General features: G+C 67.3%; 20 protein-coding genes. 13 read left to right on the top strand and 7 right to left on the bottom strand.

All coding sequences use genetic code 11. The annotated features are described in order from the left end of the window. Positions 1–129 precede the first annotated feature (129 nt). The 5 genes from ACI2JO_RS01945 (at position 130) to ACI2JO_RS01925 (ending at position 5,454) form a co-directional block, all read left to right on the top strand. Entirely contained in the window at positions 130–1,824 is a 1,695-nt protein-coding gene (locus ACI2JO_RS01945) for a tetratricopeptide repeat protein (RefSeq protein ID WP_404719070.1), read from the top strand. Next, a complete protein-coding gene (locus ACI2JO_RS01940; protein WP_404719069.1) occupies positions 1,821–2,657 on the top strand; it encodes a 4-(cytidine 5'-diphospho)-2-C-methyl-D-erythritol kinase in 837 nt (278 codons plus the stop codon). The genes ACI2JO_RS01945 and ACI2JO_RS01940 overlap by 4 nt, the downstream gene beginning before the upstream one ends. Before the next feature lie 181 nt (positions 2,658–2,838). Beyond that, the gene (gene recA / locus ACI2JO_RS01935) at positions 2,839–3,912 is read left to right on the top strand and encodes a recombinase RecA (protein WP_404719068.1); all 1,074 of its coding nucleotides are present in this window, start codon (positions 2,839–2,841) and stop codon (positions 3,910–3,912) included. A 31-nt stretch (positions 3,913–3,943) separates the two neighbouring features. Continuing rightward, complete coding sequence (locus tag ACI2JO_RS01930) at positions 3,944–4,810, top strand: class I SAM-dependent methyltransferase (protein WP_404719067.1); 867 nt, start codon at positions 3,944–3,946, stop codon at positions 4,808–4,810. Next, positions 4,807–5,454 (top strand): glutathione S-transferase family protein, encoded by a 648-nt coding sequence (locus ACI2JO_RS01925; protein ID WP_404719066.1) that lies wholly within the window; start codon positions 4,807–4,809, stop codon positions 5,452–5,454. The genes ACI2JO_RS01930 and ACI2JO_RS01925 overlap by 4 nt, the downstream gene beginning before the upstream one ends. A 255-nt stretch (positions 5,455–5,709) precedes the next feature. Here ACI2JO_RS01925 and ACI2JO_RS01920 read toward each other — a convergent pair whose 3' ends face one another. Then, positions 5,710–8,439 (bottom strand): TonB-dependent receptor, encoded by a 2,730-nt coding sequence (locus tag ACI2JO_RS01920; protein ID WP_404719065.1) that lies wholly within the window; start codon positions 8,437–8,439, stop codon positions 5,710–5,712. A gap of 212 nt (positions 8,440–8,651) precedes the next feature. On the opposite strand from ACI2JO_RS01920, the gene ACI2JO_RS01915 reads away from it, so the two are divergent. Together ACI2JO_RS01915 and ACI2JO_RS01910 are read left to right on the top strand one after the other, a co-directional pair. Next, positions 8,652–10,103, top strand: a complete 1,452-nt coding sequence (locus tag ACI2JO_RS01915; RefSeq protein WP_404719064.1) for a murein L,D-transpeptidase — start codon at positions 8,652–8,654, stop codon at positions 10,101–10,103. Between the two features lie 11 nt (positions 10,104–10,114). Continuing rightward, entirely contained in the window at positions 10,115–10,453 is a 339-nt protein-coding gene (locus tag ACI2JO_RS01910) for a hypothetical protein (RefSeq protein ID WP_404719063.1), read from the top strand. A gap of 342 nt (positions 10,454–10,795) precedes the next feature. On the opposite strand, the gene recN is transcribed toward ACI2JO_RS01910, so the two are convergent. Both recN and ACI2JO_RS01900 read right to left on the bottom strand, forming a co-directional pair. After that, positions 10,796–12,451 carry a DNA repair protein RecN gene (gene recN / locus ACI2JO_RS01905; protein WP_404719062.1) on the bottom strand — a complete coding sequence of 552 codons (1,656 nt, stop codon included), beginning with the start codon at positions 12,449–12,451 and terminating at the stop codon, positions 10,796–10,798. A gap of 64 nt (positions 12,452–12,515) precedes the next feature. Next, positions 12,516–13,514, bottom strand: coding sequence for an outer membrane protein assembly factor BamD (locus ACI2JO_RS01900; protein WP_404719061.1), 999 nt, complete (start codon positions 13,512–13,514; stop codon positions 12,516–12,518). A gap of 119 nt (positions 13,515–13,633) precedes the next feature. Between ACI2JO_RS01900 and ACI2JO_RS01895 the strand changes: the two genes are divergently transcribed. Continuing rightward, positions 13,634–14,458 carry a phosphoheptose isomerase gene (locus tag ACI2JO_RS01895; protein WP_404719060.1) on the top strand — a complete coding sequence of 275 codons (825 nt, stop codon included), beginning with the start codon at positions 13,634–13,636 and terminating at the stop codon, positions 14,456–14,458. A gap of 172 nt (positions 14,459–14,630) precedes the next feature. Then, the gene (locus ACI2JO_RS01890) at positions 14,631–15,284 is read left to right on the top strand and encodes a PAS domain S-box protein (protein ID WP_404719059.1); all 654 of its coding nucleotides are present in this window, start codon (positions 14,631–14,633) and stop codon (positions 15,282–15,284) included. A gap of 23 nt (positions 15,285–15,307) precedes the next feature. On the opposite strand, the gene ACI2JO_RS01885 is transcribed toward ACI2JO_RS01890, so the two are convergent. Continuing rightward, complete coding sequence (locus tag ACI2JO_RS01885) at positions 15,308–17,506, bottom strand: hypothetical protein (RefSeq protein ID WP_404719058.1); 2,199 nt, start codon at positions 17,504–17,506, stop codon at positions 15,308–15,310. Positions 17,507–17,738: 232 nt separating this feature from the next. Between ACI2JO_RS01885 and ACI2JO_RS01880 the strand changes: the two genes are divergently transcribed. From ACI2JO_RS01880 to ACI2JO_RS01870, 3 genes are all read left to right on the top strand, one after another. Further along, positions 17,739–18,917 (top strand): hypothetical protein, encoded by a 1,179-nt coding sequence (locus ACI2JO_RS01880; RefSeq protein ID WP_404719057.1) that lies wholly within the window; start codon positions 17,739–17,741, stop codon positions 18,915–18,917. Positions 18,918–18,950: 33 nt separating this feature from the next. Continuing rightward, on the top strand, positions 18,951–20,051 hold the full coding sequence (locus ACI2JO_RS01875; protein ID WP_404719056.1) for a DUF2336 domain-containing protein: 1,101 nt from the start codon (positions 18,951–18,953) through the stop codon (positions 20,049–20,051). Between the two features lie 95 nt (positions 20,052–20,146). After that, the gene (locus ACI2JO_RS01870; RefSeq protein ID WP_404719055.1) at positions 20,147–21,427 is read left to right on the top strand and encodes a sensor histidine kinase; all 1,281 of its coding nucleotides are present in this window, start codon (positions 20,147–20,149) and stop codon (positions 21,425–21,427) included. Here ACI2JO_RS01870 and ACI2JO_RS01865 read toward each other — a convergent pair. From ACI2JO_RS01865 to gltX, 3 genes are read right to left on the bottom strand one after another with little or no spacing between them, the layout of a single operon-like run. Then, positions 21,377–21,577, bottom strand: a complete 201-nt coding sequence (locus ACI2JO_RS01865; RefSeq protein WP_404719054.1) for a hypothetical protein — start codon at positions 21,575–21,577, stop codon at positions 21,377–21,379. The two genes, ACI2JO_RS01870 and ACI2JO_RS01865, sit on opposite strands and share 51 nt — an antisense overlap. 6 nt (positions 21,578–21,583) lie before the next feature. Then, positions 21,584–22,867 (bottom strand): citrate synthase, encoded by a 1,284-nt coding sequence (gltA, locus tag ACI2JO_RS01860; protein ID WP_404719053.1) that lies wholly within the window; start codon positions 22,865–22,867, stop codon positions 21,584–21,586. Positions 22,868–22,879: 12 nt separating this feature from the next. After that, positions 22,880–24,328 carry a glutamate--tRNA ligase gene (gene gltX, locus ACI2JO_RS01855; RefSeq protein ID WP_404719052.1) on the bottom strand — a complete coding sequence of 483 codons (1,449 nt, stop codon included), beginning with the start codon at positions 24,326–24,328 and terminating at the stop codon, positions 22,880–22,882. Positions 24,329–24,357: 29 nt separating this feature from the next. Here gltX and ACI2JO_RS01850 point away from each other — a divergent pair, with 29 nt between their 5' ends. Continuing rightward, positions 24,358–26,631: a ComEC/Rec2 family competence protein gene (locus ACI2JO_RS01850; RefSeq protein ID WP_404719051.1), complete on the top strand. Its 2,274-nt coding sequence runs from the start codon at positions 24,358–24,360 to the stop codon at positions 26,629–26,631. The last annotated feature ends 203 nt before the right edge of the window (positions 26,632–26,834 follow it).

Here is a 26,834-nt window from a genome sequence, read left to right as displayed (position 1 = left end):
GGTGCCGTTTGTCGGCCGGCCTCATCGGCGAACCTGCGACGGGGTAGTCCGCTCTGCCAGCCTCCAGCATTTACATCCGATCGCGACGCCCACCTGAACGCACCCGCCCTCTCGCGTGTTGAGACACGCATGACCTGCCGCCCGCCGCCACTGGACCTCGCCGCCCGCCGCCTCTACCCCGAACGGCCCTCGACCTGTCCTATCCGAAAGGCCGCCACCACGCTTACCCGCCGTCTCGCGCTCCCGCTCGCCGCGGCGCTTGCCAGTACCGCGCTGCCCGCGTCCGCCGCGACGGTCGACCCGGCCGCCTATGCCCGCGCGCGGATCGCGGAAGCGGACGGGGCGATCGCCAGTGCTGCGCAGGAGTACGCCCGCGTGCTCGCCGACGATCCGCAGGACATCTCGATTGCGCTGCGCACCTTCCGCGCCGCGGTGCGCGCCGGTGACATGCCGCTCGCCGACCGCGCCGCCGCAGCGCTCGCCGCGCAGAGCGCCGCACCCTCCGACACCGCGCTGCTCGCGCTGGCCCGCGCCGCACGCGACGGCAACCGCTTGGGCGCGGAGGCGGCGCTTAAGCGCTTCGACGGCGACCGACTGCGCATCCTCGCGCCGCCGCTGCGCGCGTGGCTGGCGTTCGAGAGCGGCGGCGATCCCTTCGCCGCGCTGGCGCAGACCCCGGACGAGCCGGTCGCGCGGCGCTTTGCCGCCGAAACGCGCGCGCTGCTGCTGATCGCCACCGGTCGCACCGATGAAGGCGTGGCGGCGGTGCGCGCGCTCGGCGGCGCGGCCGATCTCGCCGCGCTGGACGAGCGGGTCGCGGCAGCGCGGCTGCTGATCGGGCAGGGCAAGGACACGGTCGCCCGCGCGCTGCTCGACGACAATGCCGGGTCGACCGCGCTGCGAATCGAGCCGGCACGCGGCGCACGTCCGACGCTCGCGTTCGGTGCATCGCATCTGTTCACGCGGATCGCCGCCGACCTCGCGACCGGCGAGGATCCTGGCGTGCTCACCTACACGTTGCTCCGCGCCGCGCTGCGCGCCGATCCCGCCAATGATCGCGCGCGGCTGTTGCTCGCCGGGGTGCTGGCGGGGGACGATGCGCTCGACGCGGGGCTGGCGCTGCTCGGCGAGGTGCCCGCCGACAGTCCCTATGCGTCGCTCGCCGCGACCGGGCGCGTCCAGATGCTGGCCGATGGCGGGCGCGAGGAGGAAGCGCTGGCCTTGCTTGACACGCTGTCGGTGACGAAGAAGACGCCGGTCGGCGACATTCAGCGGCTCGCCGACTTGCAGATGCAGCTCGATCGTCCGGTGCAGGCTGTGCCGCTTTACGCCCGGTTGGTGAAGCAGGCCGGCGCAGGCGCTGACTGGACCGACTGGCTGCAATATGGCGCGGCGCTCGATGGGGCGGGGCGGTGGCCCGCGGCGCGCGATGCCTTGCAGAAGGCGGTCGCGAAGGGTCCGGACCAGCCGCTCGCGCTCAACTATCTGGGCTATGCGCTGACCCAGCATCGCGAGCGGATCGATGAGGCCCAGGCAATGCTGGAGAAAGCGGCGCGGCTGAAGCCCGACGATGCCGCGATCGCCGACTCGCTCGGCTGGGCGCTGTACCTGCGCGGGCAGCCGGAGCGGGCGCTGCCGCTGATCGAGCGCGCGGCGGAGCGCGATCCGCTCAACGCCGAAATCGGTGAGCATCTCGGGGATCTCTACTGGCAGGCCGGTCGCCGCTACGAGGCGCGCTACGTCTGGACCGCCGCGCAGTCGACCGCCACCCCGGCCGTAACCGCGCGGCTCGCCACCAAGATCGAACGGGGATTGCCGCAGTGAAGATCGTCGAAACCGCTCCCGCAAAGCTCAATCTCGCGCTGCACGTTCGCGCCCGGCGGGCGGACGGCTATCACGAGCTGGAAACGTTGTTCGTGTTTGCGCGCCACGGTGACCGCGTGACCGTCGCGCCCGCGACGACGCCGTGCTTCACCGTCACCGGCCCGTTCGCCGACGCGGTCGGCCCGGCGGCCGACAATCTGGTGACACGCGCGGAGGCGGCGTTCCGGCAGGCGTTCACGCCGGACGCCGCGCATGCTGTCACGCTCGACAAGCACCTGCCGGTCGCCTCCGGGATCGGTGGCGGTTCGGCGGACGCCGCCGCCACGCTGCGCGCGCTTGCCCGGCTGCACGGGCTGCCGGTCGACACGCCACGGTTGTTGACGATCGCGGCCGACCTTGGTGCGGATGTGCCCGCCTGCCTGCTCGGCCGCCCGACCTTCGGACGCGGACGCGGCGATGCGCTGGCCCCGGTGGCGGGGCTGGGCGACATGCCGGCGCTGCTGGTTAACCCCGGGGTGGCAGTGTCGACCGCACAGGTCTTCGCGCACTGGGACGGGGTCGACCGCGGTGCGCTCGATCTGACCGGAACGACACTGGAGCGCGCCATGGCGGGCAGAAACGACCTCCAACCGCCCGCCGAAGCGATCGCACCCGTGATTGGGGCTGTTATTTCCGGGCTCGCCGCGGCACCGGGGGCGATATTGACGCGCATGTCCGGCTCCGGTGCGACCTGTTTTGCGCTGTTTCGTGATACCGAAGCTCGCGACTCCGCCGCCACGCGGATCGCCAAAGCGGCATCCGATTGGTGGCTTTGCGCCACCACCATCGGCTGATTTCGTGCACCGGCGTGCGACTCCGCCGCTGGCGGAACGCGGGTGTGGTCGCGCGCCATGACCGGCTGAGCGCTTGTATTCGCGGCAAAGTTCTCTACTTGTTCTAATGGAACAAACTGAATACAACGGCACGGCGCGTTGAATGCGGCGCGCGGTTGCTCTAGCGAAAGGCTCCACGGCAATGGCCGCCAAACTTCAGGTGATCGATACCGGCATGGCAACCGCGAATACAGACCGTCAGAAGGCACTCGATGCTGCACTGGCACAGATCGATCGCGCCTTCGGCAAGGGCTCGGCGATGAAGCTGGGGCAGAAGGAGACGATGCAGGTCGAGGCGATCTCGACCGGCTCGCTTGGGCTCGACATCGCGTTGGGCGTGGGCGGACTGCCGCGTGGGCGCGTGATCGAGGTCTATGGTCCTGAAAGCTCGGGCAAGACCACGCTTGCGCTTCACGTCATCGCCGAAGCGCAGAAGAACGGCGGCACCGCCGCGTTCGTCGACGCAGAGCACGCGCTTGACCCGGTCTATGCCAAGAAGCTCGGCGTCAATATCGACGAACTGATCGTCTCGCAGCCTGATACTGGCGAGCAGGCGCTGGAGATCGTCGATACGCTGGTGCGCTCGAATGCGATCGACGTGCTGGTGGTCGACTCGGTCGCCGCGCTGGTGCCGCGCGCCGAGATCGAGGGTGAAATGGGCGACAGCCACGTCGGCCTGCAGGCGCGACTGATGTCGCAGAGCCTACGCAAGTTGACCGGCTCGATCAGCCGCTCGCGCTGCATGGTGATCTTCATCAACCAGCTGCGCATGAAGATTGGCGTAATGTACGGCAATCCCGAAACGACGACCGGCGGCAACGCGCTGAAGTTCTACGCCTCGGTCCGTCTCGACATTCGGCGCACCGGCGCGATCAAGGATCGCGACGAGGTGATCGGCAATTCGACCCGCGTCAAGGTGGTCAAGAACAAGGTCGCGCCGCCGTTCAAGCAGGTCGAGTTCGACATCATGTATGGCGAGGGCATCTCGAAGATCGGCGAGATCCTCGACATCGGCGTCAAGGCCGGGCTGGTTGAGAAGGCGGGCGCGTGGTTCTCCTATGATTCGGTGCGGATCGGGCAGGGGCGCGAGAATTCCAAAAACTTCCTGCGTGAGAATCCGGAAATGACCGAGCGGCTGGAAAAGGCCATTCGCGGTCGTACCGAGCAGGTGGCCGACGGCATGATGGCGGGACCCAGCGAGGAAGACGACGTCTGATCGCGATCGTATCGGGCCGGACGCATAGCGCATGACCAATGCCGCCGACTGGCGCGGACGGGTCGGCGACGTTTGGGCGGAAGAATATGTGCGCACCGAGCGCGCATTCAGTGGGATTGCGGCGGCGCTCGATGTGGCGATCGACGCGATCGCGCCACAGATCGGGCGGGCGGCAGATCTCGGCTGCGGCGTGGGGAGCACCACGTTCGCCGTCGCTGCCGCCCGCCCTGGGCTGCGGATCACCGGCATCGACCTGTCTGCCGCGCTGATCGCAGTGGCTCGTCGCCGTGCGGAGATGATCACCAATGGGGCGGAACGGTCGGAGGCGGGAGCGGTGACGTTCGCGACCGGCGACGTCGTGCCGTTGCTCCCGACGCTCGCGCCGCTTGACCTGCTGGTGTCGCGTCACGGGCTGATGTTCTTCGACGATCCCGTACCGGCCTTTGCGGCGCTCCGCGCGGCATCGGTCACCGGAGCGCCGCTGATCTTTTCCTGCTTCGCCGCCCGCACCGAGAATGACTGGTTGGTGACACCCCGGAACGCGCTTGGTCTTAGCCAGCCGATTGTCGACGGCTATGAACCCGGGCCGTTCGCGTTTGCGGACGGGGAATTCGTCCGCGCCTTGCTCGATCAGGGCGGCTGGGACGACGTGCAGATTACCCGGCAACGTGTCGACTATCCGGTTGGCGGCGGCATGGACCCCATCGAAAGCGCGCTGGACTTCTATCGCCGTATCGGCCCGCTCGCCCCGTTCCTTGCCGCCAGCCAAGCTCCGGATCGCGCACGACATGAGACGATGTTGCGTGATCTGTTCGCGTCGCGGATACAGGGCGGCATGGTCACGTTTTCCGCCGCGATACAGATCGTGACCGCGCGGGCGGGGAAGGAAGTTGCATGACGATCATTGTCCACCATCTCGAAAACTCCCGCTCGCAGCGCATCCTCTGGATGCTTGAGGAGCTGGCAATTCCGTACGAGGTGAAGCGCTATGAGCGCGACAGGGCGACGATGCTGGCGCCACCCGAGCTGCGCCGTGTCCATCCGCTCGGCAAGTCGCCGGTCATCGAAGACACCGTCGCACACAGCTCGACCGGGCCGCGGATCGTCGCCGAGACCGGGGCGATCGTCGAATACCTGGTTGATCGTGCCGATGGACGGCTTGGCGCGCCGTCGAAGCGGGACGATGCGCTCGCCTATCGTTTCTGGCTTCACTATGCGGAAGGCTCGCTGATGCCGCCGCTCCTTGTCAAGCTGATCGTCTCGCGCATCCCTTTGGTCGGTAAGCGGATCGCCGCGCGAATCCAGCCGATGATCGCCCGTCATCTCGATTATGTCGAGGCATCACTCGCCGACCATCCGTGGTTTGCCGGCGATACCTTTACCGCCGCTGACATCATGATGAGCTTCCCGCTCGAAGCCGCGCGCCATCGCGCCGGACTGGATGCCGGCCGACCCAATACGATCGGCTGGCTGGAGCGCATTCACGCAAGGCCCGCCTATCAGCGGGCGCTGTCGGCGGGCGGTCCCTACGCCTACGCCTGACCACTCATTCGCCGCTGCTTCCGGTGGGCATCCCTTATGTCCACTCAAGGCGACGTTATCGTCCACTTGAAGCTGGCGAGACCACGGATCCCGGGAACAGGGGCAAGAACCGGGGTTTAGTGTCCACCGCAGGTCTGGCGCGTAGGGCACGGGACTAACACGCCTCCTGCCGCCGCCGGGTGTCAGCCGGCGGGGCAGAGCAGCATGAACCTTCGGCTATTGATCTCAACCGTCAACCTTGACGTATCATCCTGATCAGAAGCGCGTCCGTAAGGTCAGCCCATAGGTCCGAGGTTCGCCAAGGAACGAGGTGAACAGCGAATTGGCCGCTGCGAAATTCGGGCTGCCGAACGCCTGCACCTGCGATTGCGAACCCGCCCCCTGGAACGGTGCGCTGAACGCAACCTGCTGATAGTTGGTGTCGAGCAGGTTTTGTGCCCAGAGTTCGACCGCCCAGCTCTGCTCATCGCCGCGCAGCCCGACCCGGGCGTTCATCAGAAAGAAGCCATCCTGCATCTTCTCGGCAAACAGGTCGGACCCGGTGTTGTAGTCGCTCGTCATGCGCCCATCGACGTAGAACAGCGCGCGCATCCCATTGCCGCCGATCGCCGGAGTCCAGCCGATCGAACTGGTGACGGTATGGCGCGGCGCATTCGACATTTGCGCGCCGGGCAGCAGGAACAGCGCCGGGCTCAGCGGCTCGCCCGCCTTGCTGCCGACCAGATTGTGCGCGTAGTTGGCGTCGGTCAGCGTATAGCCGAGGTTCACCGTCACATCCGGGGTCGGATACATGCCGACCTCCAGCTCGACGCCCTGCGTCACCAGCCCCTTGCCGACCTTGCCCATGCAGGCGCCGGTCGTGTTCGAATTGTCGCGGTCCGCACCGTTCAGCGGCTTGTCGCAACCACCGATGTTCTGAACGATATAATTGGTGCCATTGAAGGTGTTCAGCTGGAAATTGGTGAACTCCGACCGAAACGCCGCGACGTTGGCGGTGAACTGACGCGAGCTGTACTTCAGCCCCAGCTCATAGGCGTTCACTGTCTCCGCGTCGAAGCGCAGGTTGCTGACGCTTGATGCCGGTGGAGTCGTCAGCACCGTTTCGCTCAGGTCCGAACGGTCGAGATTATACCCGCCCGCCTTGTAGCCTCGCGCATAGGACGCATAAATCAACGTCGAAGTGACCGGCTTCCACGAAATCACGCCGGTGCCGGTCAGCTGCCCTTCGCGGATTTGGTCGCCCAACGCGACATTGGTCAGCGCCGCGGTCGAGTTGCCGATGCACGACAAGGTGACGATCCCACCCGCGACGGAGCGCAAGGTTGCGTTGTTCCCGGTCAGCAGCGACCGCAGCGCGCCTTGCTGCGCCGGGCAGACGGTGTTGTTGTTGTTGAACCCGGCCGCCAGCGTCTTGTGCTCGTTGGTATAGCGCAATCCGACCGTAAGGTTCAGCCGATCGGTCAAACGATAGATATTGTGCGTGAAGAAGGCGAAATTCTCGCTGGTCTGGCGATAGACGTCGCGCAGGCTGCCCAGATTGTTGAGTGTGCTTAGCCGATCAATGGCCTGCACCGCGATCGGACCGATCCCGGCCGTCAGCGCAGCGCGGCCGGCGGTGCTCAGGCAGCCTGGATTGCCGGCGTTGCGCAGCGCCGCGGACGGGTTGATCGACAGCACCGCACGGCATGCCGCGAACGCACCATATTGCGCGCCGAACTGGAGATTATCGACCAGCTCGAGATTTTCGTGCGCGTAATAGCCGCCGATCAACCAGTCGAGCTTGTTGTCGAGGATCGTGCCCGAAAAGCGGCTCTCGTGGCTGAACACCTTGAACTGACGGTAATTGTTGCCGTCGTCCGGGCGATAGATCAGGTCGACGTTGGAATAATCCATGTCGCCCGCACCGCCCGACTTGTAATCGCGATATGCGGTCAGCGAGGTGAGCTGCGTCGCGCCCAGGTTCCAGCGGACGCGCATCGACAGGCCACCGTCGGTGGTCAGGTTGCTGTAGGCGCGGCCGGCGGTCTGCGCGATGCGGCGATTGTAGGGATCACCGTCGCTTGGCAGTACGGCGCCGAGGCTGCGCAGGATGCCGGTGATCGGGTTGGCGGTGCTGATCGCGTAGTCGCCCGGGGCGCCCGGTGTCGGATCGACTTTCTGGCGGGTGTCGACATAGACAGCGCCGCAGCACTGCTCGTCGCGCCGCGTATAGTCGCCGATGAAGCGTATCGCGAGGTCGGGCGTGATCGTGAACAGCAGCTGGCTGCGCACGAAGTAACGATCGCGGTTGTTGAAATCCGTCTTGTTGACAACATCGGTCAGAAAGCCATCGCGCCGGCTTGCGACCGCGTCGATCCGGAAAGCGAGCAGGTCCTTGACGATCGGACCAGTCAGCGCGCCCTGTGCGCGAACCGCGTTGTAGTTGCCGTAGCTAATTTCACCCATGCCGCCGAACTTGAATTCAGGCAGTTTGGTGTAGATGCTGATCGCGCCCGCCGAGGAGTTGCGACCCGACAGCGTTCCCTGCGGCCCGCGCAACACCTCGATCCGCTCAACCTCCCCCAGATCATTGAGGCCCGATCCCGTGCGGCTGCGATAGATGCCGTCGATGAACACCGCGACCGAGCTTTCGAGACCGGGATTGTCGCCGACTGTTCCCACGCCACGGATGCGCGCCGAAGCGTTGGCTTCGCTGCCGGTCGAACTGACCAGCAGTGACGGCGCGATCTGCGTCATCTGGCGGATGTCGGTCGCGCCGGAGTTCTGGAGCGCGGCCTGCCCGAACGCCGATACGGCGATCGGGACATTCGACAGCCGTTCCGAGCGACGGGTCGCGGTAACGACGATGTCGGCGGTATTCGGCGAAGCAGCCTGCGTGGCGTCCTTGGGCTGGTTGGCCGCCGATCCGCGCAGATCCTGCGCCGCGGCGGGCGCCGCCATGATCGCGAACACCGCCGCCGATCGATACAAACACGCCTTCCGCATCAGCTATCCCCCCGTCATACCACTGAAAAACCGTTGATCCGCCGGTTAAGCGGGGGGCGGATAAGGATTGGTTAACGCGAGGTTCGACACACGCGTCCTTTCGCGCACTCGCTCGTTGAGACGCGCATGACGCCGCCCGCCGCATCGTCCGCAATTCATATTGCGTGATTCGGCATCTCAACCCGGCGAATCAAAGGTGATAAGCCGCTGTCATGATCCCGATTGTACCCCGTCGCCTGTTGCTCGCCGCGCTCACCGTCGCGGCGCCCGCCGCAGCCCAGATTCCGGTTACGCCGGAAACCGCCGCTCCGACCCCGATCCCGCTCGTCCAGCCGCAATTGCCGCTGCCGACGTTAAGCGACGCACAGCGGCAGGAGCTTGCCAGGCTGATCGCCAGGGACGAAGTGGCGCAGGGATTGAGCCGCACCGCCCGCACCGATCTCGACCGGCTCGACAATGCCTCACTAATCCGCGTCGCGCTCGACCATGCGCGAGCGGTGCATGGCGGGCGTTTGATGCCGTCCGATTTCCAGAAGGATTGGGGCATCCGCCCGGCCGCCTACGATCCGCTGCCCGGCTTCACCGATGCGGTCGCGCGCGATCGCCTGACGACTTGGGTCCGGTCCCTTCCGCCGCCATATCAGGGATATGACACACTCGTCGAAGGACTGGCGCGCTATCGCAAGATCGCGGCGGCGGGGGGATGGCCGACGCTGACCGCCGCGCCGACCTACGGCAGCAGCGGTTCGGCGGTCGCACGGCTCCGTGAGCGGCTGGCGATCGAGGACCCGGAGCTGACCGGCACCGGCGATCGCTTCGATGCGGCATTGCTGGAGGCGGTACGTCGCGCTCAGCGCCGCTATGGCCTCAACCCCGCCGGACAGGTCGGTGCGCAGACGCTTGCGGCGCTCAACGTGCCGGTCGAACAACGCGTTCAGTCGATCATGGCCAATCTGGAGCGCTGGCGCTGGCTGCCGCCGACGCTCGACCGGCGGCGTGTGCAGGTGAATATCGCCGCGGCGGTGTTGACCGCGTTCGATGGCGACCGGCCGATCATGTCGATGCGGGCGGTGACGGGGCGACCCGGCAACGAAACGCCGATGCTGGTGTCGAAGATCAGCAGCATCGTCATTAACCCGCCGTGGAACGTGCCCAGTTCGATCGCCACCAAGGAGTTGTGGCCCAAGGAGCGGGCCAACCCCGGCTATCTGAAGCGCAACGGCTTCCGCGTGATCGACACTGGAGACGGGGGCAAACGGTTGCAGCAGGCGTCCGAGCAAAGTGCGCTGGGACGGTTCAAGTTCGACTTCCCAAACGATTTCGCGGTCTACCTCCACGATACCCCGGCACGTTCGGGGTTTTCGAAATTCGATCGGCTCGCCAGTCACGGCTGCGTTCGACTGGAGAAGCCTGAGGATCTCGCCAAATTGCTGATGGCGACGACTCCCGAGTGGCAGCCGGAAGCGATCGACGCGGCGGTAGCCGCCGGCAAGACGGTCCGCGCCAAAATGGCCGAGCCCGTCAGCGTTTATCTGCTTTACTGGTCGGCATTTGCGGGTGCCGACGGGCAGGTAGGGTTCCGCGAAGATCCCTATGGCTGGGACGGCAAGCTGGCTGCTACGGTCGAGCGACGGTCTGCCGCGCAGGCGCTGGCGGCGAAGTGAAGGAAGCACGAATGACGGTATGGCGGCATCGGTTGACGTTGGTTGCGCTTTTGGGCCTGGGCGTGGCGGGTTGTTCCAAGTCCGAGCCCGAGCCGCCCGAGATGAACATGACCGTCCAGGAACTCGAGCCGACCCCCGAGCCGACGCCGACCGAGGAGCCGACCCCCTTCGTCGAGCCGACGCCGACGCCGAGCAACGACACCGCCATTCTGCCGCCGCCCGAGGACGCGGCGCCCGACGCGCAGATGATGGACGACGCCTCTGCCACCGGCATGACCGCGCGCAGCGATCGTAGCGGGCGTGATGAAGACGCCGATACCGCGCCGGCCGAGACGCGACGGCGGGACTAATAAGAGTTGGTCTGAAGGAAGCAGCAAGCGCAGCACCCCGACGATGAGGGCGACCGAATGACTTGGTCGCTCCATTGCCCACTAACCGGCAACGGCCTGGCACCTGTTTCGACAGCGCGTCAGCGTCGAATCGAGCGCTTGCGGCTCTTCTGTTGTGCAGCGCTGCGGCTCGAGCAGCCTGGGGATTGTGCGACCGGCGGTCGGTCAACGAAGGGGCCTTGACTGTTCGGGAGCAGATGTAGGCTGCTTCTGGTCGGCCCGTGTTTTAGATCCGGACCTGCAGTTTCGTTGGTTGTCCGGTTCTTGCGAGTGCGCGATCCGGCTCGGGAGCGTATCAGCGGATCAGACCGTCTCCAGCAACCGCTCCGCCTGGGCGCGCGCTTCCGCGGTGACGGTCGCACCCGACAGCATCCGCGCGATTTCCTCCCGGCGCCCCGCCGCGTCGAGCGGGCGGACGCCGGTGCGAGTCACCGTCCCGTCGCTGGCCTTGGCGATCAGCAGGTGCGCCGCGCCGCGCGCCGCGACCTGCGGGCTGTGCGTGACGACCAGCAATTGCGTCGTCTCGGCCAGCCGCCCGAGCCGTTCGCCGATCGCACTCGCCACCGCGCCGCCGACGCCACGGTCAATCTCGTCGAAGATCATCGTCGCCGCGCCACCCTGTTCGGCAAGCGCGACCTTCAGCGCCAGAATGAAGCGCGACAATTCGCCGCCCGACGCGATTTTGGCGAGCGGACCGAACGGCGCGCCGGGGTTGGTGGCGATTTCGAATTCCACCCGGTCGCGTCCCGCCGCTGACCAATCGCTTTCAGGCAGCGGCGCCACCACGGTACGGAACCGTGCCGCGTCGAGCTTCAGCGGCGCCAGCTCGCCCGCCACCGCCGCGTCGAGCCGCGCGGCGGCCTCGGTGCGGATCGCCGTGAGCTGTTCCGCAGCGCGATCATAGGCAGCGCGCGATCGCGTCGTCGCTTCCTCCAGATCCGCCAGGCCCTGTTCGCCGGCATCCAGCCGTACGAGCCGGTCCCGCAAGTCGGTGGCGAGCGCCGCTAACGCATCGGGCTGAACGCGGTGCTTGCGCGCCATCGCGCGCAACTCGAACAGCCGCGCCTCGTCCTGTTCCAACTGGCGCGGGTCGTAGAGCAGCGCCACTGCGGCATCGCGCAGCTTCTCCTCGGCGACGCCCCCCTCGATCAGGGCGCGGTCGATCGCCGCGAGCGCTTCGCCAAGCGCGGGGTGATCCTCGGCGATCCGTTCGAGCACGCGCGCCGCCTGCCGCAGATGGCTCAGCGCCCCGGTACTGCCCTCCAGATGCTCGGTCACCGTCTCGAGCTCGCCGGCGCTTTTCTCGGCACGCTGCATCGATCGACGGCGCTCGGCCAATGCTTCCTCCTCGCCGGGTTCGGCGGCGAGCGTCTCCAGTTCGGCGACGGCATGTTCCAGCCACTCGCGATCGGCCTGCGCTGCCGCTATTCCCTCGCGTGCGGTTGCAAGGGCGCCTCGCGCCTCGCGCCACGCCGCATAGGCACTGGCGACATCGCGCACGCCTTGGCCGGCATAGCTGTCGAGCAGCGCGCGGTGTCCGGCCGCGGCGAGCAGCCCACGATCGTCATGCTGGCCGTGGATCTCGACGAGCATCGGTCCAATCTCGCGCAACAGCGCCGCCGAGGCCGGTTGATCGTTGACGAACGCACGGCTGCCGCCATCGGCCTTGACCAGCCGACGGATGATGAGCGGTTCGCCGGGATCGATCTCCAGCCCGTTGTCGGTCAGCAAGGCGGCGACCGCGGGAGGCGTATCGAAGGTGGCGGTAACCACGGCCTGTGCCGCGCCCGCGCGCACCAGCGTGCTCTCGCCGCGCCGTCCCAGCGCTAGCCCGAGCGCATCGAGCAGGATCGACTTGCCCGCGCCGGTCTCACCGGTCAGCACCCCGAGGCCAGGGCCGAAGTTCAGCTCCAGCGCCTCGATTAGCACGACGTCACGAATGGCAAGCGCGGTCAGCATGGGCAGCCGCTCCTTACCCGCAAAAACTGCGGTTGTTTACCCTTTTTGTTCCGACGCGACGCGGTCAGCCGCCGGTCGGGTTCGTTGCGGGCGACGGCGAACCGACGCCCGGTGCGGGGACACCTGCCTGCGCGTCGCCGCCGGTCGTCGCCGGCGTGGCGGGGAGCGGCGCATCGGCCTTCGGCGCGGCGCCGGTCGCCTCCCCTGGAACCGCCGCCCGTACAGGGGCGGCGACGACCGGCTCGCCGGGCGCGAGCGGCGCGATCGTCGCGGGCGGGTTTTCCCTCATCAGCTTGTAGGCGCGGCCGTACCAGTCGGTGCCTGGATAATTCGCGCCCAGCACCGCAGCCGACTTCTCCGCCTCGTTGCGCACGCCGAGCGCGAGATAGCCCTCGGTCAGCCGCATCAGCGCCTCCGGCGTGTGTGTCGTCGTTTGATACTGATCGACAACACGGCGGAAGCGCAGCGTCGCGGCGAGCCACTGCCGTCTGCGCTCGTAAAAGCGCCCGATTTCCATCTCCTTGCCCGCGAGGTGATCGCGGACAAGATCCAGCTTCAGCCGCGCGTCCGCGGCGTAGCGCGACGTCGGGTAACGACGCATCAGCTCACCGAGCGAATCCTGCGCCTGCTGCGTGATCTTCTGGTCGCGGGTGACGTCGCTGATCTGTTCGTAATAGCTCATCGCGACGAGGTAATAGGCATAAGGCGCATCGCGGTTGCCGGGATGGACCGACAGGAAGCGCTGCGCGCCCTGGATCGCCTGCGTATAATCGCCGCTCAGGTAATAACTGAACGACCCCATCAACTGCGCGCGGCGTGCCCATACCGAATACGGATGCTGGCGCTCCACCTCATCGAACAGTGCGGCGGCTTCCTTGTATCGACCCTGATCAAGCCGCTGCTTGGCCGCGGAATAGAGCGTGCCGACGTCGCGCGCGACATAGGGCAGATCGGCGCGCTTGCGCGAACCGCCCGAACAACCGGCAAGCGAGACCGCCAGGGCAGCGACGACCCCGATCGCGAGCGAACGGGTGGGGAGCGGGCGAGAGGTGAGGGTACGCATCGCCTTGGCTCTTAGCTTAGAGGAACCCCCGCGAACAACGGCTTTCGCGCACGTGCAACAGTGGCTAGCGGGAAGGCGTTGATGCGCCCGTCAGCGACCCGGAAGGAAGGATTACGCTTATGCCCGCCACCCTGCTCGCCACCAAGCGCGTCGAAAAGCCGTGGGGGCGGCACCATCTGTACCCCGGCTTTCCCGATCCGGCGCCGGATGCGGAGCCGATCGGCGAAATCTGGTTCCAGTCGCCGCACCCGGAAGAGCCCGAGCTGCTCATCAAGTACCTATTCACGAGCGAGAAGCTGTCGGTGCAGGACCATCCGTCCGACGAAGAAGCGCAAAAGCGCGGCCTTCCGCGTGGCAAGGATGAATGCTGGACGATCCTCGCCGCCGAACCCGATTCGACAATTGCCGTCGGTCCGCTGGCACCAATGACGCGTGAGGAATTGCGGACGTCGGCCGAAGATGGCAGCCTGGAGCACAAGCTCGACTGGAAGCCGGTGAAAGCGGGCGACTTCTATTATTCCCATTCCGGCTTGATCCACGCGATCGGTGCCGGGCTCACCTTGATCGAGGTACAGCAGAACTCCGATACGACGTACCGTTTGTTCGATTACGGGCGGCCGCGCGAACTGCATCTGGACGATGGCGTGGCGGTTGCCGACCTCAATCCCTATGTCGCGCCGCCGCAGCCCGGCGAGGTGGAGCCTGGACGTAACATTCTCGTCGAAGGGCCTAAATTCGTTCTGGAGCGCTGGACCGGTGGCAAGCGCACGATCGCGTTGCCGAGCGGCAAGTCCGGCTGGCTGGTGCCGATCCGTGGCGAGGGGGTTATCGCGGGTGTTGCCTGGAAAGCGGGAGAATGCGTGATGGTGACCGGTGAGGAGTCGCTTCACGCCTCCGAAGACGCCGACCTCCTCTTCGCCTATCCGGGCGATCGCCGGCTTTAACGCCACGTCAACCCCGGCCTGTATGCGACCATAACCATGTTGCGTCGCCATGATTTTCTTGTGATGTCTCTGCGAAATGCATCTGGCGGTCAGCCACGATGCCAGCACAGCACAGCACAGGGACATCGGGGACATGGAGCGGGCCGTTGATCGGGTCGGGGCACGAAGACTGATGAGTTGTCTGACCGACGAGCATTTGCGCATCGTCGATGCAGACGAGGATTATGGGACGGCACTTGGCTATGCGCGCAACGCGTTGGTCGGGCGCGATGTTCTGGAACTGACCCACCCCGATGACCGCGAGATCAATCGCGAGCGCGCCGAGGCCCTGATCGCTGGCGGCGCGCCTTTCTCGATCACCAAGCGCTACATCGGTGCGGACGGACGATTTTTTTGGGTCACCAATCATATCAGCCTTTTTCATGCCGGGACCACGCGACGGATGATGGCGACGGTCGAATTGATCGACGGACCGCCGGCAGACGACGAGAAGCGGATGCTGCGCAAGGCGGCCGAGCGGATCCTCGCCAAGCGGCGGCTGCGTGGTCAATTTTTCGACGATGAAATGCTTGGCGAGCCGGCTTTCGACTTGTTGCTCGACCTGTTCGCGCAGGATCTCGCCGGTCGCGATACTTATACCACTAGCGCGGCGGTGGCATCGGGCGCGCCACTGACCACGGCGTTGCGCCAGATAGCGATGCTCGTCGATCGCGACTGGATCGTCCGCGATCCTGATCCGAATGATCGCCGGCGTATCCGGCTGCGGATGACCGCGTCGGGAGCGCTGCAGATGCGCGACTATCTGCTCACTGCGGAAGGTCTCTAGCGGAAACCTAGTTCAAGAGGCGCTCAGCGCAGGCGTTCGATTGCCTGCGCCAGCGCGACGTACAATTTGCCCATATCGGAGGACAGCAACGTCACGCCCAGCGGCGAGGCGTCCGGCTGCGCGAGGATCGTGCGCAGCATCGCCTCGAAATCGTGGATGTAGCGGTTGACCTGTTCGCGGAAATTGCCGTCCTCGTCGTACAACCGCGCGACATCGCGCTGCTCCGAGCCATCGAGCAACCGTACCGCGCGCCGGGTGAAGACGCCACGATCCCCCTTGAGATACGCGGCCCACGCGCTGTCCGAAATTTCCGGCGCGAAGGTGCGCGTGAGGTCGATCGACGCCGAGTTGAGCGATTCGATCAGCAGCGAGGCGCGCCGTGCGAAGGTGTCGCGCTCATTCTCCTCGGTGGCAGTGCGGGCTTCCTCAAGCCGGCGGTCGATCAACGCGATCGTTGCCTCGATCCCGTCGAGCTGCGTCTGGAGCCGCTCACCCGCGCGGCTCGCTGCGACCACCGCTGTTTCGGAGATGCGCGCGACCTGCTCGACCTGCTGCTGCACGCCGCTTTCGACCGCCCGCTCCAGTGCCTTGACGCCAGCGCTCTCCAGCGCATCGGCAGCCTCGGGAATGACCCTCGCCAGTGCTTCGCGTGCATGGTCGGCGGCGGCGGCGGCGGTCTCGCGAACGCGCAGCAACGCTTCGAGCAGGCGTGGCGCGGCCTCCTGAGCAAGATCGTCGGCGCGGCGGGTCGCGTCCTGGACGGCGTCACCGATGAGGCCAGCCTGCGCCCGGCCGCGTTCCAGACCTTCGCTGAGCCGCGACGTCAATGTCTCGACGGTTTCGCGTTGTTCGGCGACGACCTGCGCGACGGCTTCGATGGCATCATGCGTGCTCTCGGCCGCGGTGACGAGTGCCAGCAGTTCCGGTTTGGCAGCGACGATCACCTGCTTGGTTGAACCGACGCGCGTTTCGAGCCGCGCGATCGCGTCCGGCATCGTCTCGTCCATCTCGCGTGCCGCAGCATCGAGCGCAACGAGCAGATGCTCGGTGGTGGCGATCGTGCGTTCCGCGGTGCCGTTGCCGCTTTCCATCGCCGCGATCAGCGCCTCGGTGGTCGCCTGCAATGCACTGATTGTCGCGGCGAGCTGTCGGCTGCGCTCGGTGCCGTCGGCATGTAGCGTGTCGAAACGCGCGCCGGCCTGATCGATGGCTTCGTCAAGCGTGCTGAAGAGCATTTCGCCCGCGCCGCGCTGGGCGTCCAGCCGCGCCGCAATCCGCTCGATCACGACCTCGACCAGCGCGATACGCTCACTTAGCGCCTCGGCGCTCCCCCGCGCGGCATGATCGAGCGCCTGCTGGCTGGCGGTAACCATCGCCAACATCGCTTCGCCTTGCGCGACGATCCCCTTGCGCGATTCATCGATGGCGACAGCGGTGCGTTCGAGCAATGCATCGACCGCGACCGCTGCATCGGAGGTGACGCCTTCGAGCCGGAGCCCGGCGGTGGCGCTGGTCGCCTCCATCCGCTGCATGTATGCCGCGAGTTTCTCGGCCGCGCCGCCGGCGACACTTTCGGCCTCGCGACCCCGTGCGGCGAGTGCGGCAACCTGCGCGTCGAGCGCGGCGCTGTGTTCATAAGCGACAAGCCCGGCCTGATCGATGGTCGCGGCCAGTGCGCGCGTCTCATCGGTGGCGTGCGGCAAGGCATCAAGCAGCGTGTTGAGCTGTTCGGCGGCATGACCCGTCGCGTTCGCCAACGCGCGCGCGTGCGCATCGGCGCGCGCGATCTCCGCCGACAGATTGTCGCCGATCGTCGTCAACCGGGCAGTCGCCGCCTCGCCTAGGGCGGTCAGCAGCCGCACCTGCTCGGCAAGCGTGGTGCGGCGTTCTTCGATTTCGTCGCCAAGCGCGGCGACGGCGCTTTCGAGTGCAAGTGACTCGGTCCGCATGGCGCGCGCCGTGGCGCCGAAACGGCGTGCCTCTGCGTCACTGGTGCGCAGGGTCAGTAGCCAGAGGATGCCGGCGAGTGCCGGCACGGTCGCCGCGGCGGCACCGAATTGGGCAAGCTCCAGTGGCGACATCGTCGCGAACGCATCGCGCGCGATCCAGGCAAGCGCCCCCACCCAGACGGCGGCTAGCACGACGGCCATCCATCCCAGCACCGCGCGACGACGCAGCGGCCTGGCGGCGGCCTCATCATCGGAAAAGACGAGATCGGTCACGTACTGTTGCGGCTCCGCATACGGCGTCGGGACGAGTTGTTCTGCCGGCGTCTCGGCGCCAGCCGGTCGAATGTCAAAAATGGAAGACGGCCCCCCGTTCATCACGCGGGTGTAACACGTTTACCGTCCGCGGAAACCCGATTCAGGTGCGCGTGCCTGCTCGGTTCGGCGCAAGCGACGGTCGGGTCGGGGATTGTTGCCAGCGGTTCGTCACCCCCCTAACAGCCATGGCATGCTGGCTGGCCTGTTATTCGCGACCCACGAGGCGGAGGATCGCTCCGGAATGCTCGCGGCGACGCTGCCGTTCGCCGCGGCGACGCTGATCGAATATCAGGCGCGGCTGTTGGTGGCGTGTGACGCGGCGCAGATCGTCGTTGTCGTTTCGCGGCTGACCCCCGAATTGATCGGTGCGCTGGCGCGCATCGGGCGGCGCGGCGTGGCGGTGGATACCGTGCGCAGTGCGGCGGATGCGTTGGCCAAACTTCACCCACTCGCGCGGGTCGTGATGATCGCCGACGGGCTGGTCACGACGGAGGATGTCGTCAGCCGCATGGCGGGCGAGGCGGGTGACGCGCTGCTGGTAGTGCCGGGGACGCAGGCCGGCACGACGTTCGAGCGGGTAGGCGGCGGCGCCGCCTGGGCAGGCGTGGCGCGGATCGATGCCGGCCGGGTCGCCGATGCGGCGCGGCTGCCCGAGGATTATGACCTGCAATCCACCCTGCTCCATGCCGCCGAACAGGCCGGCGCGCGGCACGTCACCTTGCGGCTCGACAATATGGCGATGGGGCACGGTATCGAGCGGCGTGCGGTGGCGCTGGAAGAGCGTGGACGTGCGGTGCTGTCGGCGTCGATGGCGGTGCGGCCGAGCTGGTTTGAACGGTTGGTGCTGCGGCCGCTCGCGCGCATGGCGATTCCGTGGATCGCGCGGCACGGGATTGGTACCGAGGCGTGCAGCGCCGGGGCGGCAGCGGCGGTTCTTGCCGGCCTGATCACGGTCGGGGCGGGTTTGACAGGCATTGGACTGGCGCTGGTGCTGGTCAGTGTGCTGGCCGCAGAATTGGCGGGCGCGCTGGCGTTGTTTCGTGATGAACCGGGACTGTTGCGTGCGAACCGGGTGGCGATCCTCGTCGCCCCTGCGCTGGCAGTATTGCTGCTGGCGCAGGTCGTGGACCGCGAGGCGGCCACCACTAGCGCACGCTTGCTTGCCTTGCTCGCGCTGGTTGCCGGGGGTGTAGGAGAGCGCGCCGCGAGTGCTGGAGGGCGTCGGCCGTGGTGGGGTGTCGCGCCGGCGTATCTCGCGCTCCTGACGCTGTTTGCGCTGCTGGGTTATCCGACGATCGGGATCGCCGTGCTCGCTGGCTATGCCGTGGCGACGCTGATCGCCGCGGTGGAGCGGCTTCGCCAGGCTTAGCCGCGCTTTAACGAACATGCGGTAGGAAGGGGCATGTCGGCCACCTTTCCTCATGCCAGCATCACGGGCGATTTGGCGCGGCTGTCGATCCATGTCGCCGACGCCGAGCGTGCCGCCGAGCAGCGGCTGGCCGTCGGGATCGAGGACATTTTCCTCTCCCGACCCGGGCGGCTGGACGATCGGATCCGCGCGGCGACGTTGCGGCTGGCCGAGGCATCGATCGGCGCCATCGAACAGCAAGTGTCGGGCGATACCGCACGCGCATTGATGGCGCTCGGACGGCGGGAAGCGGCGGCGCTGCTTGGTTCCAATCGCGCGCTCGCCTGGCCGCGCCTGCTTGAAGCGGGCTTGATGCGCGACGCCGGTCTGATCGGGGCGCTGATCGCGCAGGCGCGGGTCGATTTGCTCGACGAGTCGCTTGCCGCGCTCCGCGCGCCCGACGCGGGCCCGACGGTGGTGACAGCGCTGATCGAAAACGGTGATGCCGCGCAACGGGCGGCCGCCAGCAACTTTCTGCTCGTCGACGGCATGCGACGCGGCGCGGGGGAGGAGCGTCATGCAGTGCTGCCGCCAACGCTTCAGGCGCAGATCATCTGGTGGATCGCCGCCGCGCTGCGCGAGCGACTCGGCGAGATCGGTGGCGCGGAGGCGGATATCGCGCTGAGCGAAGCGGCGCAGCATCGGATCGCCCGTGCGAACGATGGGCAGGTAATCGGCGCAGCGTCGCGGCTCGTGCGGGCACTGGCACCCACGACCGCTGATCGTGGGACGTTGATGATCCGTGCGCTGGAGAGTGCACGTACGCCGCTGTTCGCAGCGTTTCTGGCCGATGGCGCCGGCGTCGACGCCGAAGCGGCGCTGTCGCTCGTCCTCGATTCGCACAGTGATCGGCTCTGGTTGGCGCTTCGTGCGGCGGGGCTGGACCGCGACACGATTGCGCGTGTCGGCTTCCTGCTGTCCGAGGCGGATCGTGAGCGCGACCTGACGATGCTGATCGAAGTTCTGGACCCGCTCGGCGCGCTTGATCCGGTAGCCGCAGCGAGGGCGATGTCGACGCTGCGGCTGCCGGAAGACTTTCGCGCGGCAGTTCGCGCCCTGGCACGGCGCGCGCCGCTGGAGCGTGCCGGGGCGTGACACGCGGGTCGTTTCATGCCCTGCTGGATGCCGAGGACCGTGTCCTTAGCGGTGACGCCCGGTTTCTTGAACTGAACGACCGTGCCGGGGGGCGCGTGGGCGCCGGTCTGGCGCTGGCTGCCGTAGCCGCGTTGATACGGATCGCACGGGGGTTGCGCGTTCCGGTGGCGCGCACGCTGACGATCGGTGACGACGATAACGATGGCGACTGGCATGTCCGCGCCGTTCCCGACCCGGACGGCGTCATCGCGCTGGCCGGCACCCTGCTGCACGAGCGGCCGGGCGCGACGATATCCTCTGGCGCGATCGTGATGGCCGAGCCGCCTGCCGACGCGGCATGGTCGTGGGAAGTCGATGCGGGGTTGCGCGTGCTACGGGTCGACGCGGCGGCGATCGCGCGTCACGGTCTCGATCCCGTCGCGATCCTGGGCAAGTCGCTGACCGCGCTGTTCATGCTGGAGGCGCATGGTGACGGATCGATGCCGTTGCTGGAGGCCATGTCGAATGTGCGTGATTTCGCCGGACAGGCGGCGGTGGTGCGTGGCAGCGGCGTACGGGTCGCATTGGCGGGCCGGGTACGCCCCGATGCCGCGGGCGGGTTTGCGGGCTTCGTGGGCGGTGTCTATATCGGGGCTGCCGCCGGGGTGCGCGATGGGCTGACCGGGGCGTTCAATGCCCGCCTGCATCGCCTGCTTCGCGCCCCGCTGGATGCGATCATTGCACAGGCGGAGGATATTCGTTGCGCGAACGAGGGCGGGCTCGACGCGCATTACCGTGACTACGCCGCCGATATCGCCAGCGCCGGACGGCATCTGCTCGGGCTGGTCGATGATCTGGTCGACATGGAGGCGATCGAGCGCGGCGATCCAGCGGTAGCGCGTGAGCCTGTCAATCTGGCGGCGGTGGCGCGCGAAGCCGCGGGGCTGCTCGCGGCGCGTGCAGCCGAGCGCGACGTGACGATCGCGCCGCTGGCCGGGGATACTCTGGTCACCGCGATCGGTGATTATCGGCGCACGTTGCAGATCGTCGTCAATTTGCTCGGCAATGCTGTGGATTATTCTCCGACCGGGGGCGTCGTGCGGCTCCGCGCCCGGCATCGCGACGGGCAGGTACGACTGACGATCTGCGATCAGGGGCGCGGGATCGCGGTCCACGAGCAGGCACGCATTTTTGAAAAATTCGTGCGCGGCGACGATAGCGCGCCTGGAGGCAGCGGGCTTGGCCTCTATATCGCGCGCCGGCTGGCGCAGGCGATGGACGGGACGCTGATGGTCGAAAGCGAGCCGGGGCAGGGCGCATGCTTCACGCTCGCGCTGCCCGCCGCCTCAGCGCAGTCGCCGGGCGAGCAGGATCAGCAGCAAGCCGAAGATCGCTAGGCCGCTGCCGTAATCGGCCCAGATGCCGCGCCCCAGCATGAAGCTGGAGCGCGGCCAGTTCACATAGCCCAGCCCCTGCGCGATCCATAGCGCCCCCGTCAGCGCGCACATCACGCCGACGGCGGTCAGGACAGGGCGGAGCCGGGACATGCGGGCTTAGCGCCGCCCGACCGGCACGTAGCTGCGCTGCGTCGGGCCGGTGTACAGCTGACGCGGACGGCCGATCTTCTGGTCGGGATCGGTGATCATCTCGTTCCACTGCGCCACCCAGCCGACGGTGCGGGCGAGCGCGAACAGCACGGTGAACATGCTGGTCGGGAAGCCGATCGCCGAGAGGATAACGCCCGAATAGAAGTCGACGTTCGGGAACAGCTTCTTCTCGACGAAATACGGATCGTTGAGCGCGATCTCTTCCAGCCGTAGCGCGGTCTCGAACAGCGGATCCTGCACGTTGAGCGCCTCGAACACCTCGCGGACCGTCTTCTGCATGACGGTCGCGCGCGGATCGTAGTTCTTGTAGACGCGGTGGCCGAAGCCCATCAGGCGGAACGGATCGTTCTTGTCCTTGGCGCGCGCGATGAACTCGGGGATGCGCTCGGGCGTGCCGATTTCATGCAGCATGTTGAGCGCCGCCTCGTTCGCGCCGCCATGCGCCGGGCCCCACAGGCAGGCGATGCCGGCCGCGATGCACGCGAACGGATTGGCACCCGACGAACCGGCCAGACGGACGGTGGAGGTCGAGGCGTTCTGCTCGTGATCGGCGTGGAGGATGAAGATCCGGTCCATCGCCTTCTCGACCGCCGGGTTCACCACGTACGGCTCGGCCGGCACGCCGAAGGTCATGCGCAGGAAGTTGCCGGTGTAGGACAGCGAATTGTCCGGATACAGGAACGGCTGCCCGACGCTGTACTTGTACGCCATCGCCGCGATCGTCGGCATCTTGGCGATCAGCCGGTGCGACGCGATCATGCGCTGCTGCGGATCGTGGATGTCGGTCGAATCGTGGTAGAAGGCGGACAGCGCGCCGACGACGCCGCACATGATCGCCATCGGATGCGCATCGCGACGGAAGCCGCGGAAGAATTGCGCGAGCTGCTCATGGACCATCGTGTGGCGGGTGATCGTGCGCGAGAACGAGTCCAGCTCGCCCTGGTCGGGCAGTTCGCCGTTCAGGAGCAGGTAGCAGACTTCCATGAAGCTCGACTGTTCGGCCAGTTCGCCGATCGGATAGCCGCGGTGGAGCAGGACGCCCTCGTCACCGTCGATATAGGTCAGCTTCGACTGGCACGACGCGGTCGAGGTGAAGCCCGGATCGTAGGTGAACGCGCCGGTCTGGCCGTACAGCTTGCGGATGTCGACGACGTCCGGGCCGACGGAGCCCGAAAGGACCGGATAGTCGAGCTCCTGGCCCGACAGCGTGAACTTGGCGGCTTCGGTCATGATCTTCTCCTGTCAGGCCCCGGTCGGGGTCATGTGGTCCGCGATGCGGGCCAGGCTTTCCGCGCGTCCTAGAAGGACGAGTACGTCGAAGATGCCCGGCGAGGTCTTGCGGCCGGTCAGCGCGACGCGGAGAGGCTGGGCGACCTGACCGAGCTTGACGCCCGCGTCTTCGGCCACCGAACGCACCACCGCTTCGGTCGTCTCCGTATCCCAGTTGTGCACCGCGTCAAGCGCTGTGTGCAGCCGCGAGAGCAGGGCGGGCGCCTCTCCGCCGAGCAATGGTTGTGCGGCTTCCTCGACCGCGAGCGGGCGTGACGCGAAGAGGAAGGCCGTTGCCTCGGTCAGCTCGTTGAGATTCGCCGCGCGCGGCTTGAGCGACGGCATCGCCGAGCGAAGGATCGAACGCCGGGTATCGTCGTGATCGATGTCGAGTCGCTCCGCCACCAGATCGGCCAGCCGCACATCGTCGGCGGCGCGGATGTAATGGCCGTTGAGGTTCTCGAGCTTCTTCAGGTCGAAGCGGCTCGGCGACTTGCCGACGCCAGCGAGATCGAACCATTCGATCGCCTGTTCGCGCGAAATGATCTCGGCATCGCCGTGCCCCCAGCCGAGCCGGAGCAGGTAATTGTCAAGCGCCTCGGGCAGGATGCCCAGCTCGTCGCGATACGCCTCGATTCCGACTGCGCCGTGGCGCTTCGACAGCTTCGCGCCGTCGCTGCCGTGGATCAGCGGGATGTGCGCATAGACCGGATCTCGCCACCCGCCCTCGATCGCATCCATCGCACGATAGATCGGCAATTGGCGAAAGGCGTTGTTGAGGTGATCGTCACCCCTGATGACGTGCGTCACGCCCATGTCGTGATCGTCGACCACCACCGCGAGCATATAGGTCGGCGTGCCGTCCGAGCGGAGCAGGACGAGATCGTCGAGTTCGGCATTCTGGACGGTGACGCTGCCCTGGACACGATCCTCGATCGTTACCGAGCCCTCGGTCGGCGCGCGCAGTCGGACGACATACGGCTTGTCCGCGGGATGGTCGGTGCGGTCGCGCCACGGCGAGCGGATGCGCAGCGGCTGCTTGGCCGCCTGTGCCGCCGCACGCATCGCGTCCAGCTCCTCCTGCGTCAGATAGCAGCGATAGGCGTGGCCGTGCTCGACCATCGTCTGCGCGACCGCGGCGTGGCGATCGGCACGCTCGAATTGATAGACCTCCTCGCCGTCCCAATCGAGCCCGAGCCAGCGCATTCCCGACAGGATCGCGTCGATCGCGGGCTGCGTCGAGCGCGCGCGGTCGGTATCCTCGATCCGCAGGCGGAAGGTGCCGCCGTGATGGCGGGCATACAGCAGGTTGAACAGCGCGGTGCGCGCGCCGCCGATGTGAAGGAACCCCGTCGGCGACGGGGCGAAGCGGGTGACGACGGCGCGGCCGTCCGCGCTGGCGGTTTTGTCGGTTGCGCTCAAGCGCGCTTGCTCCCAGGCTGGATAATCAGATGGCCACTTCAGCCGCGCCCGCCTCTAGCAAAGCATCGTCGGCGCTTCAAACACGCGCCGCGCATGGCATCACTTTGATTCAGGACGCGCTGGAGCGGCGGCTGGAGGCGGAGCGTGACCAGCTCGTGCTGTGGGTGCCCGTGGCACTCGGCGCCGGGTCGGCGGCGTGGTTTGTGCTCCCCGATCCGCGGAGCTGGGCGGCGATGCTGCTGCTGGCGCTGGCGGTCGCCTCCGGCGCGCTGGCGATGGCGCGCGGCGGCCGGACGCCCGTGCTTGCGGCGGCGCTTTCGTTTGCCGTGGCAGGCGGGCTCGCGCTGACCTGGGCGCGCGCAGAGCGGGTCGCGGCACCGGTGCTGGCGCGCCCGACGATCGCATGGGTCACCGGACGGATTGAGCAGGTCGAGCCGTTGCCGGCACGAAAGCTGACGCGGGTCACGCTTGCCCTGTCGGAATGGGACGGGTCCGGGTACCCGCCGGCGCGGGTGCGGGTTAATTTTGATACGCGGACGGCACCGAGCGGGCTCGTACGCAACGCGATGATTCGGGTGCGGGCGCGCCTGATGCCGCCCGCTCCGCCCGCTGTGCCGGGCGCCTATGACTTCGCGCGGGTCGCGTGGTTCGCCGGGCTTGGCGCGACCGGCCGTGCCCTCACGCCGGTCACGATTGTCACCCCGGCCGCTGCGGAGGCTACGGATATCCGGGCGGCGTTGACGCGCCATATCGAGGCGCGGCTGACGGGCAGTGCGGGCGGGATCGCGGCGGCACTGGCGACCGGGGACACCGGTGCGATCGACGAGCGCGATGCTGAGGCGATGCGCAACGCCGGTCTCGCACATCTGTTATCGGTCAGCGGTTTGCACATCACGGCGGCAGTCGGGCTGGTGATGTGGCTGACGCTGCGGCTGCTCGCGCTGTCGCCGCGGCTGGCACTGACCGGGCGGCTTCCGCTGGTCGCCGCGGCGGCGGGAGCGGTCGCGGCGATCGGTTATACCTGGCTGACGGGATCGCAGGTGCCGACGATTCGTAGCTGTGTCGCCGCGCTGATGGTGCTGGTGGCGCTGGTGCTGGGGCGTGAGGCGCTGACGCTGCGGCTGGTCGCGGCGGGGGCGGTGGTGGTCCTGTTGTGCTGGCCCGAGTCGGTGGTGGGGCCGAGCTTCCAGCTGTCCTTCGCGGCGGTGACGGCGATCATCGCCTTCCACGAGCATCCGCGCGTCCGTTCGTGGTTCGGCGGACACGAGGAGCCAAGGTGGCGTGCGGTGATGCGGGGGCTGGCCTCGCTGCTGCTGACCGGGCTGCTCGTCGAGCTGACGCTGATGCCGATCGCGGTCTATCACTTTCATCAGGCGGGACTTTATGGCGCGCTCGCCAATATCGTCGCGATCCCGCTTACCACCTTCGTGGCGATGCCGGCGGAGGCGCTGGCGCTGCTGCTCGATACGGTCGGAGCGGGCGCGCCGGGGTGGTGGGTCGCCAGGCAGGCGCTGACGCTGTTGCTGTGGATTGCGCGGACCGTGGCGGCGGCGCCGGGGGCGGTGACGGCGTTGCCGGTGATGCCGCAGGCGGCGTTCGCGGCGATGCTGGGGGGCGGGCTATGGCTGGCACTTTGGCGGACGCGGTGGCGCTATGCCGGGCTGGTGCCCGTCGTCATCGGGGCGGCGTGGACGATTGCCACGCCGGTGCCGGACCTGATCGTCACCGGCGACGGGCGGCATCTGGCGCTGCGCGGCGACGATGGCGGTGTGGCGATTTTGCGTGATCGTACAGGGGATTATGTTCGCGATCTGCTCGCCGAGGCAGGTGGACTGGACGGCGAACCAGAGTTGCTGAGCGGGGCGCGAGCGGCGCGGTGCAATCGCGATCTGTGCTGGATGGTTCGACACGTGAAAGGGCGCGTCTGGCGGGTGCTGGCGACGCGCAGCCAGTATCTGTTGCCGGCTAACGCGCTGATACCACTGTGTCGACGCGCGGATGTGGTGGTCAGCGAGCGGCGGCTGCCGCGTGGCTGTCGGGGCAGGTGGTTGACGCTCGACCGGGCGACGCTGGTGAGAACCGGCGGGGTGCGAGTGACGTTTGCGACCGGGCGGGTCGCGACGGTGCGGGCGGTGGGGGATGCGCATCCGTGGCTCGTCGGTGGTGAGCATGAAGCACGGCAAGCGGCAAAAGCGTTGCCGATGTTGGCAGGGTGGTTGTCGATGTTGCCTGTTGAGCGGTCGGACCAGAAACGATGGTCGCTTGCGGCACCGAGCGCTGGCGGATGGCAGTGTGATCGTTGAGCGGGCCAGGGTGCAGTTGGCGGGCCGTCGTATATCATTGCAAATATTCGCCCAACTTGGCCCTGGCGTTCGCCGGGGTGGCAGGTAAGGGCGGCGCGAAGGACGCGCGGGCACTTCGATGTTTGCGAAGGTTGCGCCTATGCGCGCTAATTCAGGAGCACGAAGGAGCGGGGCCCCGGATCAAGTCCGGGGCGACATTTGGG

Origin of the sequence: Sphingomonas sp. NPDC079357, assembly GCF_044901155.1 — a bacterium.
Taxonomy (GTDB): domain Bacteria; phylum Pseudomonadota; class Alphaproteobacteria; order Sphingomonadales; family Sphingomonadaceae; genus Sphingomonas.
The sequence above is the reverse complement of the archived record's forward strand: the minus strand, read 5'-3'. Positions and strand labels throughout refer to the sequence as shown.

Bases quoted from the DNA above. Each gene is read 5' to 3' on its own strand.
- ACI2JO_RS01945 (WP_404719070.1), top strand. From the start codon at position 130: ATGACCTGCCGCCCGCCGCCACTGGACCTCGCCGCCCGCCGCCTCTAC.
- recA (WP_404719068.1), top strand. From the start codon at position 2,839: ATGGCCGCCAAACTTCAGGTGATCGATACCGGCATGGCAACCGCGAAT.
- ACI2JO_RS01930 (WP_404719067.1), top strand. From the start codon at position 3,944: ATGACCAATGCCGCCGACTGGCGCGGACGGGTCGGCGACGTTTGGGCG.
- ACI2JO_RS01925 (WP_404719066.1), top strand. From the start codon at position 4,807: ATGACGATCATTGTCCACCATCTCGAAAACTCCCGCTCGCAGCGCATC.
- ACI2JO_RS01920 (WP_404719065.1), bottom strand. From the start codon at position 8,439: ATGCGGAAGGCGTGTTTGTATCGATCGGCGGCGGTGTTCGCGATCATG.
- ACI2JO_RS01915 (WP_404719064.1), top strand. From the start codon at position 8,652: ATGATCCCGATTGTACCCCGTCGCCTGTTGCTCGCCGCGCTCACCGTC.
- ACI2JO_RS01910 (WP_404719063.1), top strand. From the start codon at position 10,115: ATGACGGTATGGCGGCATCGGTTGACGTTGGTTGCGCTTTTGGGCCTG.
- recN (WP_404719062.1), bottom strand. From the start codon at position 12,451: ATGCTGACCGCGCTTGCCATTCGTGACGTCGTGCTAATCGAGGCGCTG.
- ACI2JO_RS01900 (WP_404719061.1), bottom strand. From the start codon at position 13,514: ATGCGTACCCTCACCTCTCGCCCGCTCCCCACCCGTTCGCTCGCGATC.
- ACI2JO_RS01895 (WP_404719060.1), top strand. From the start codon at position 13,634: ATGCCCGCCACCCTGCTCGCCACCAAGCGCGTCGAAAAGCCGTGGGGG.
- ACI2JO_RS01890 (WP_404719059.1), top strand. From the start codon at position 14,631: ATGAGTTGTCTGACCGACGAGCATTTGCGCATCGTCGATGCAGACGAG.
- ACI2JO_RS01880 (WP_404719057.1), top strand. From the start codon at position 17,739: ATGCTGGCTGGCCTGTTATTCGCGACCCACGAGGCGGAGGATCGCTCC.
- ACI2JO_RS01875 (WP_404719056.1), top strand. From the start codon at position 18,951: ATGTCGGCCACCTTTCCTCATGCCAGCATCACGGGCGATTTGGCGCGG.
- ACI2JO_RS01865 (WP_404719054.1), bottom strand. From the start codon at position 21,577: ATGTCCCGGCTCCGCCCTGTCCTGACCGCCGTCGGCGTGATGTGCGCG.
- gltA (WP_404719053.1), bottom strand. From the start codon at position 22,867: ATGACCGAAGCCGCCAAGTTCACGCTGTCGGGCCAGGAGCTCGACTAT.
- ACI2JO_RS01850 (WP_404719051.1), top strand. From the start codon at position 24,358: ATGGCCACTTCAGCCGCGCCCGCCTCTAGCAAAGCATCGTCGGCGCTT.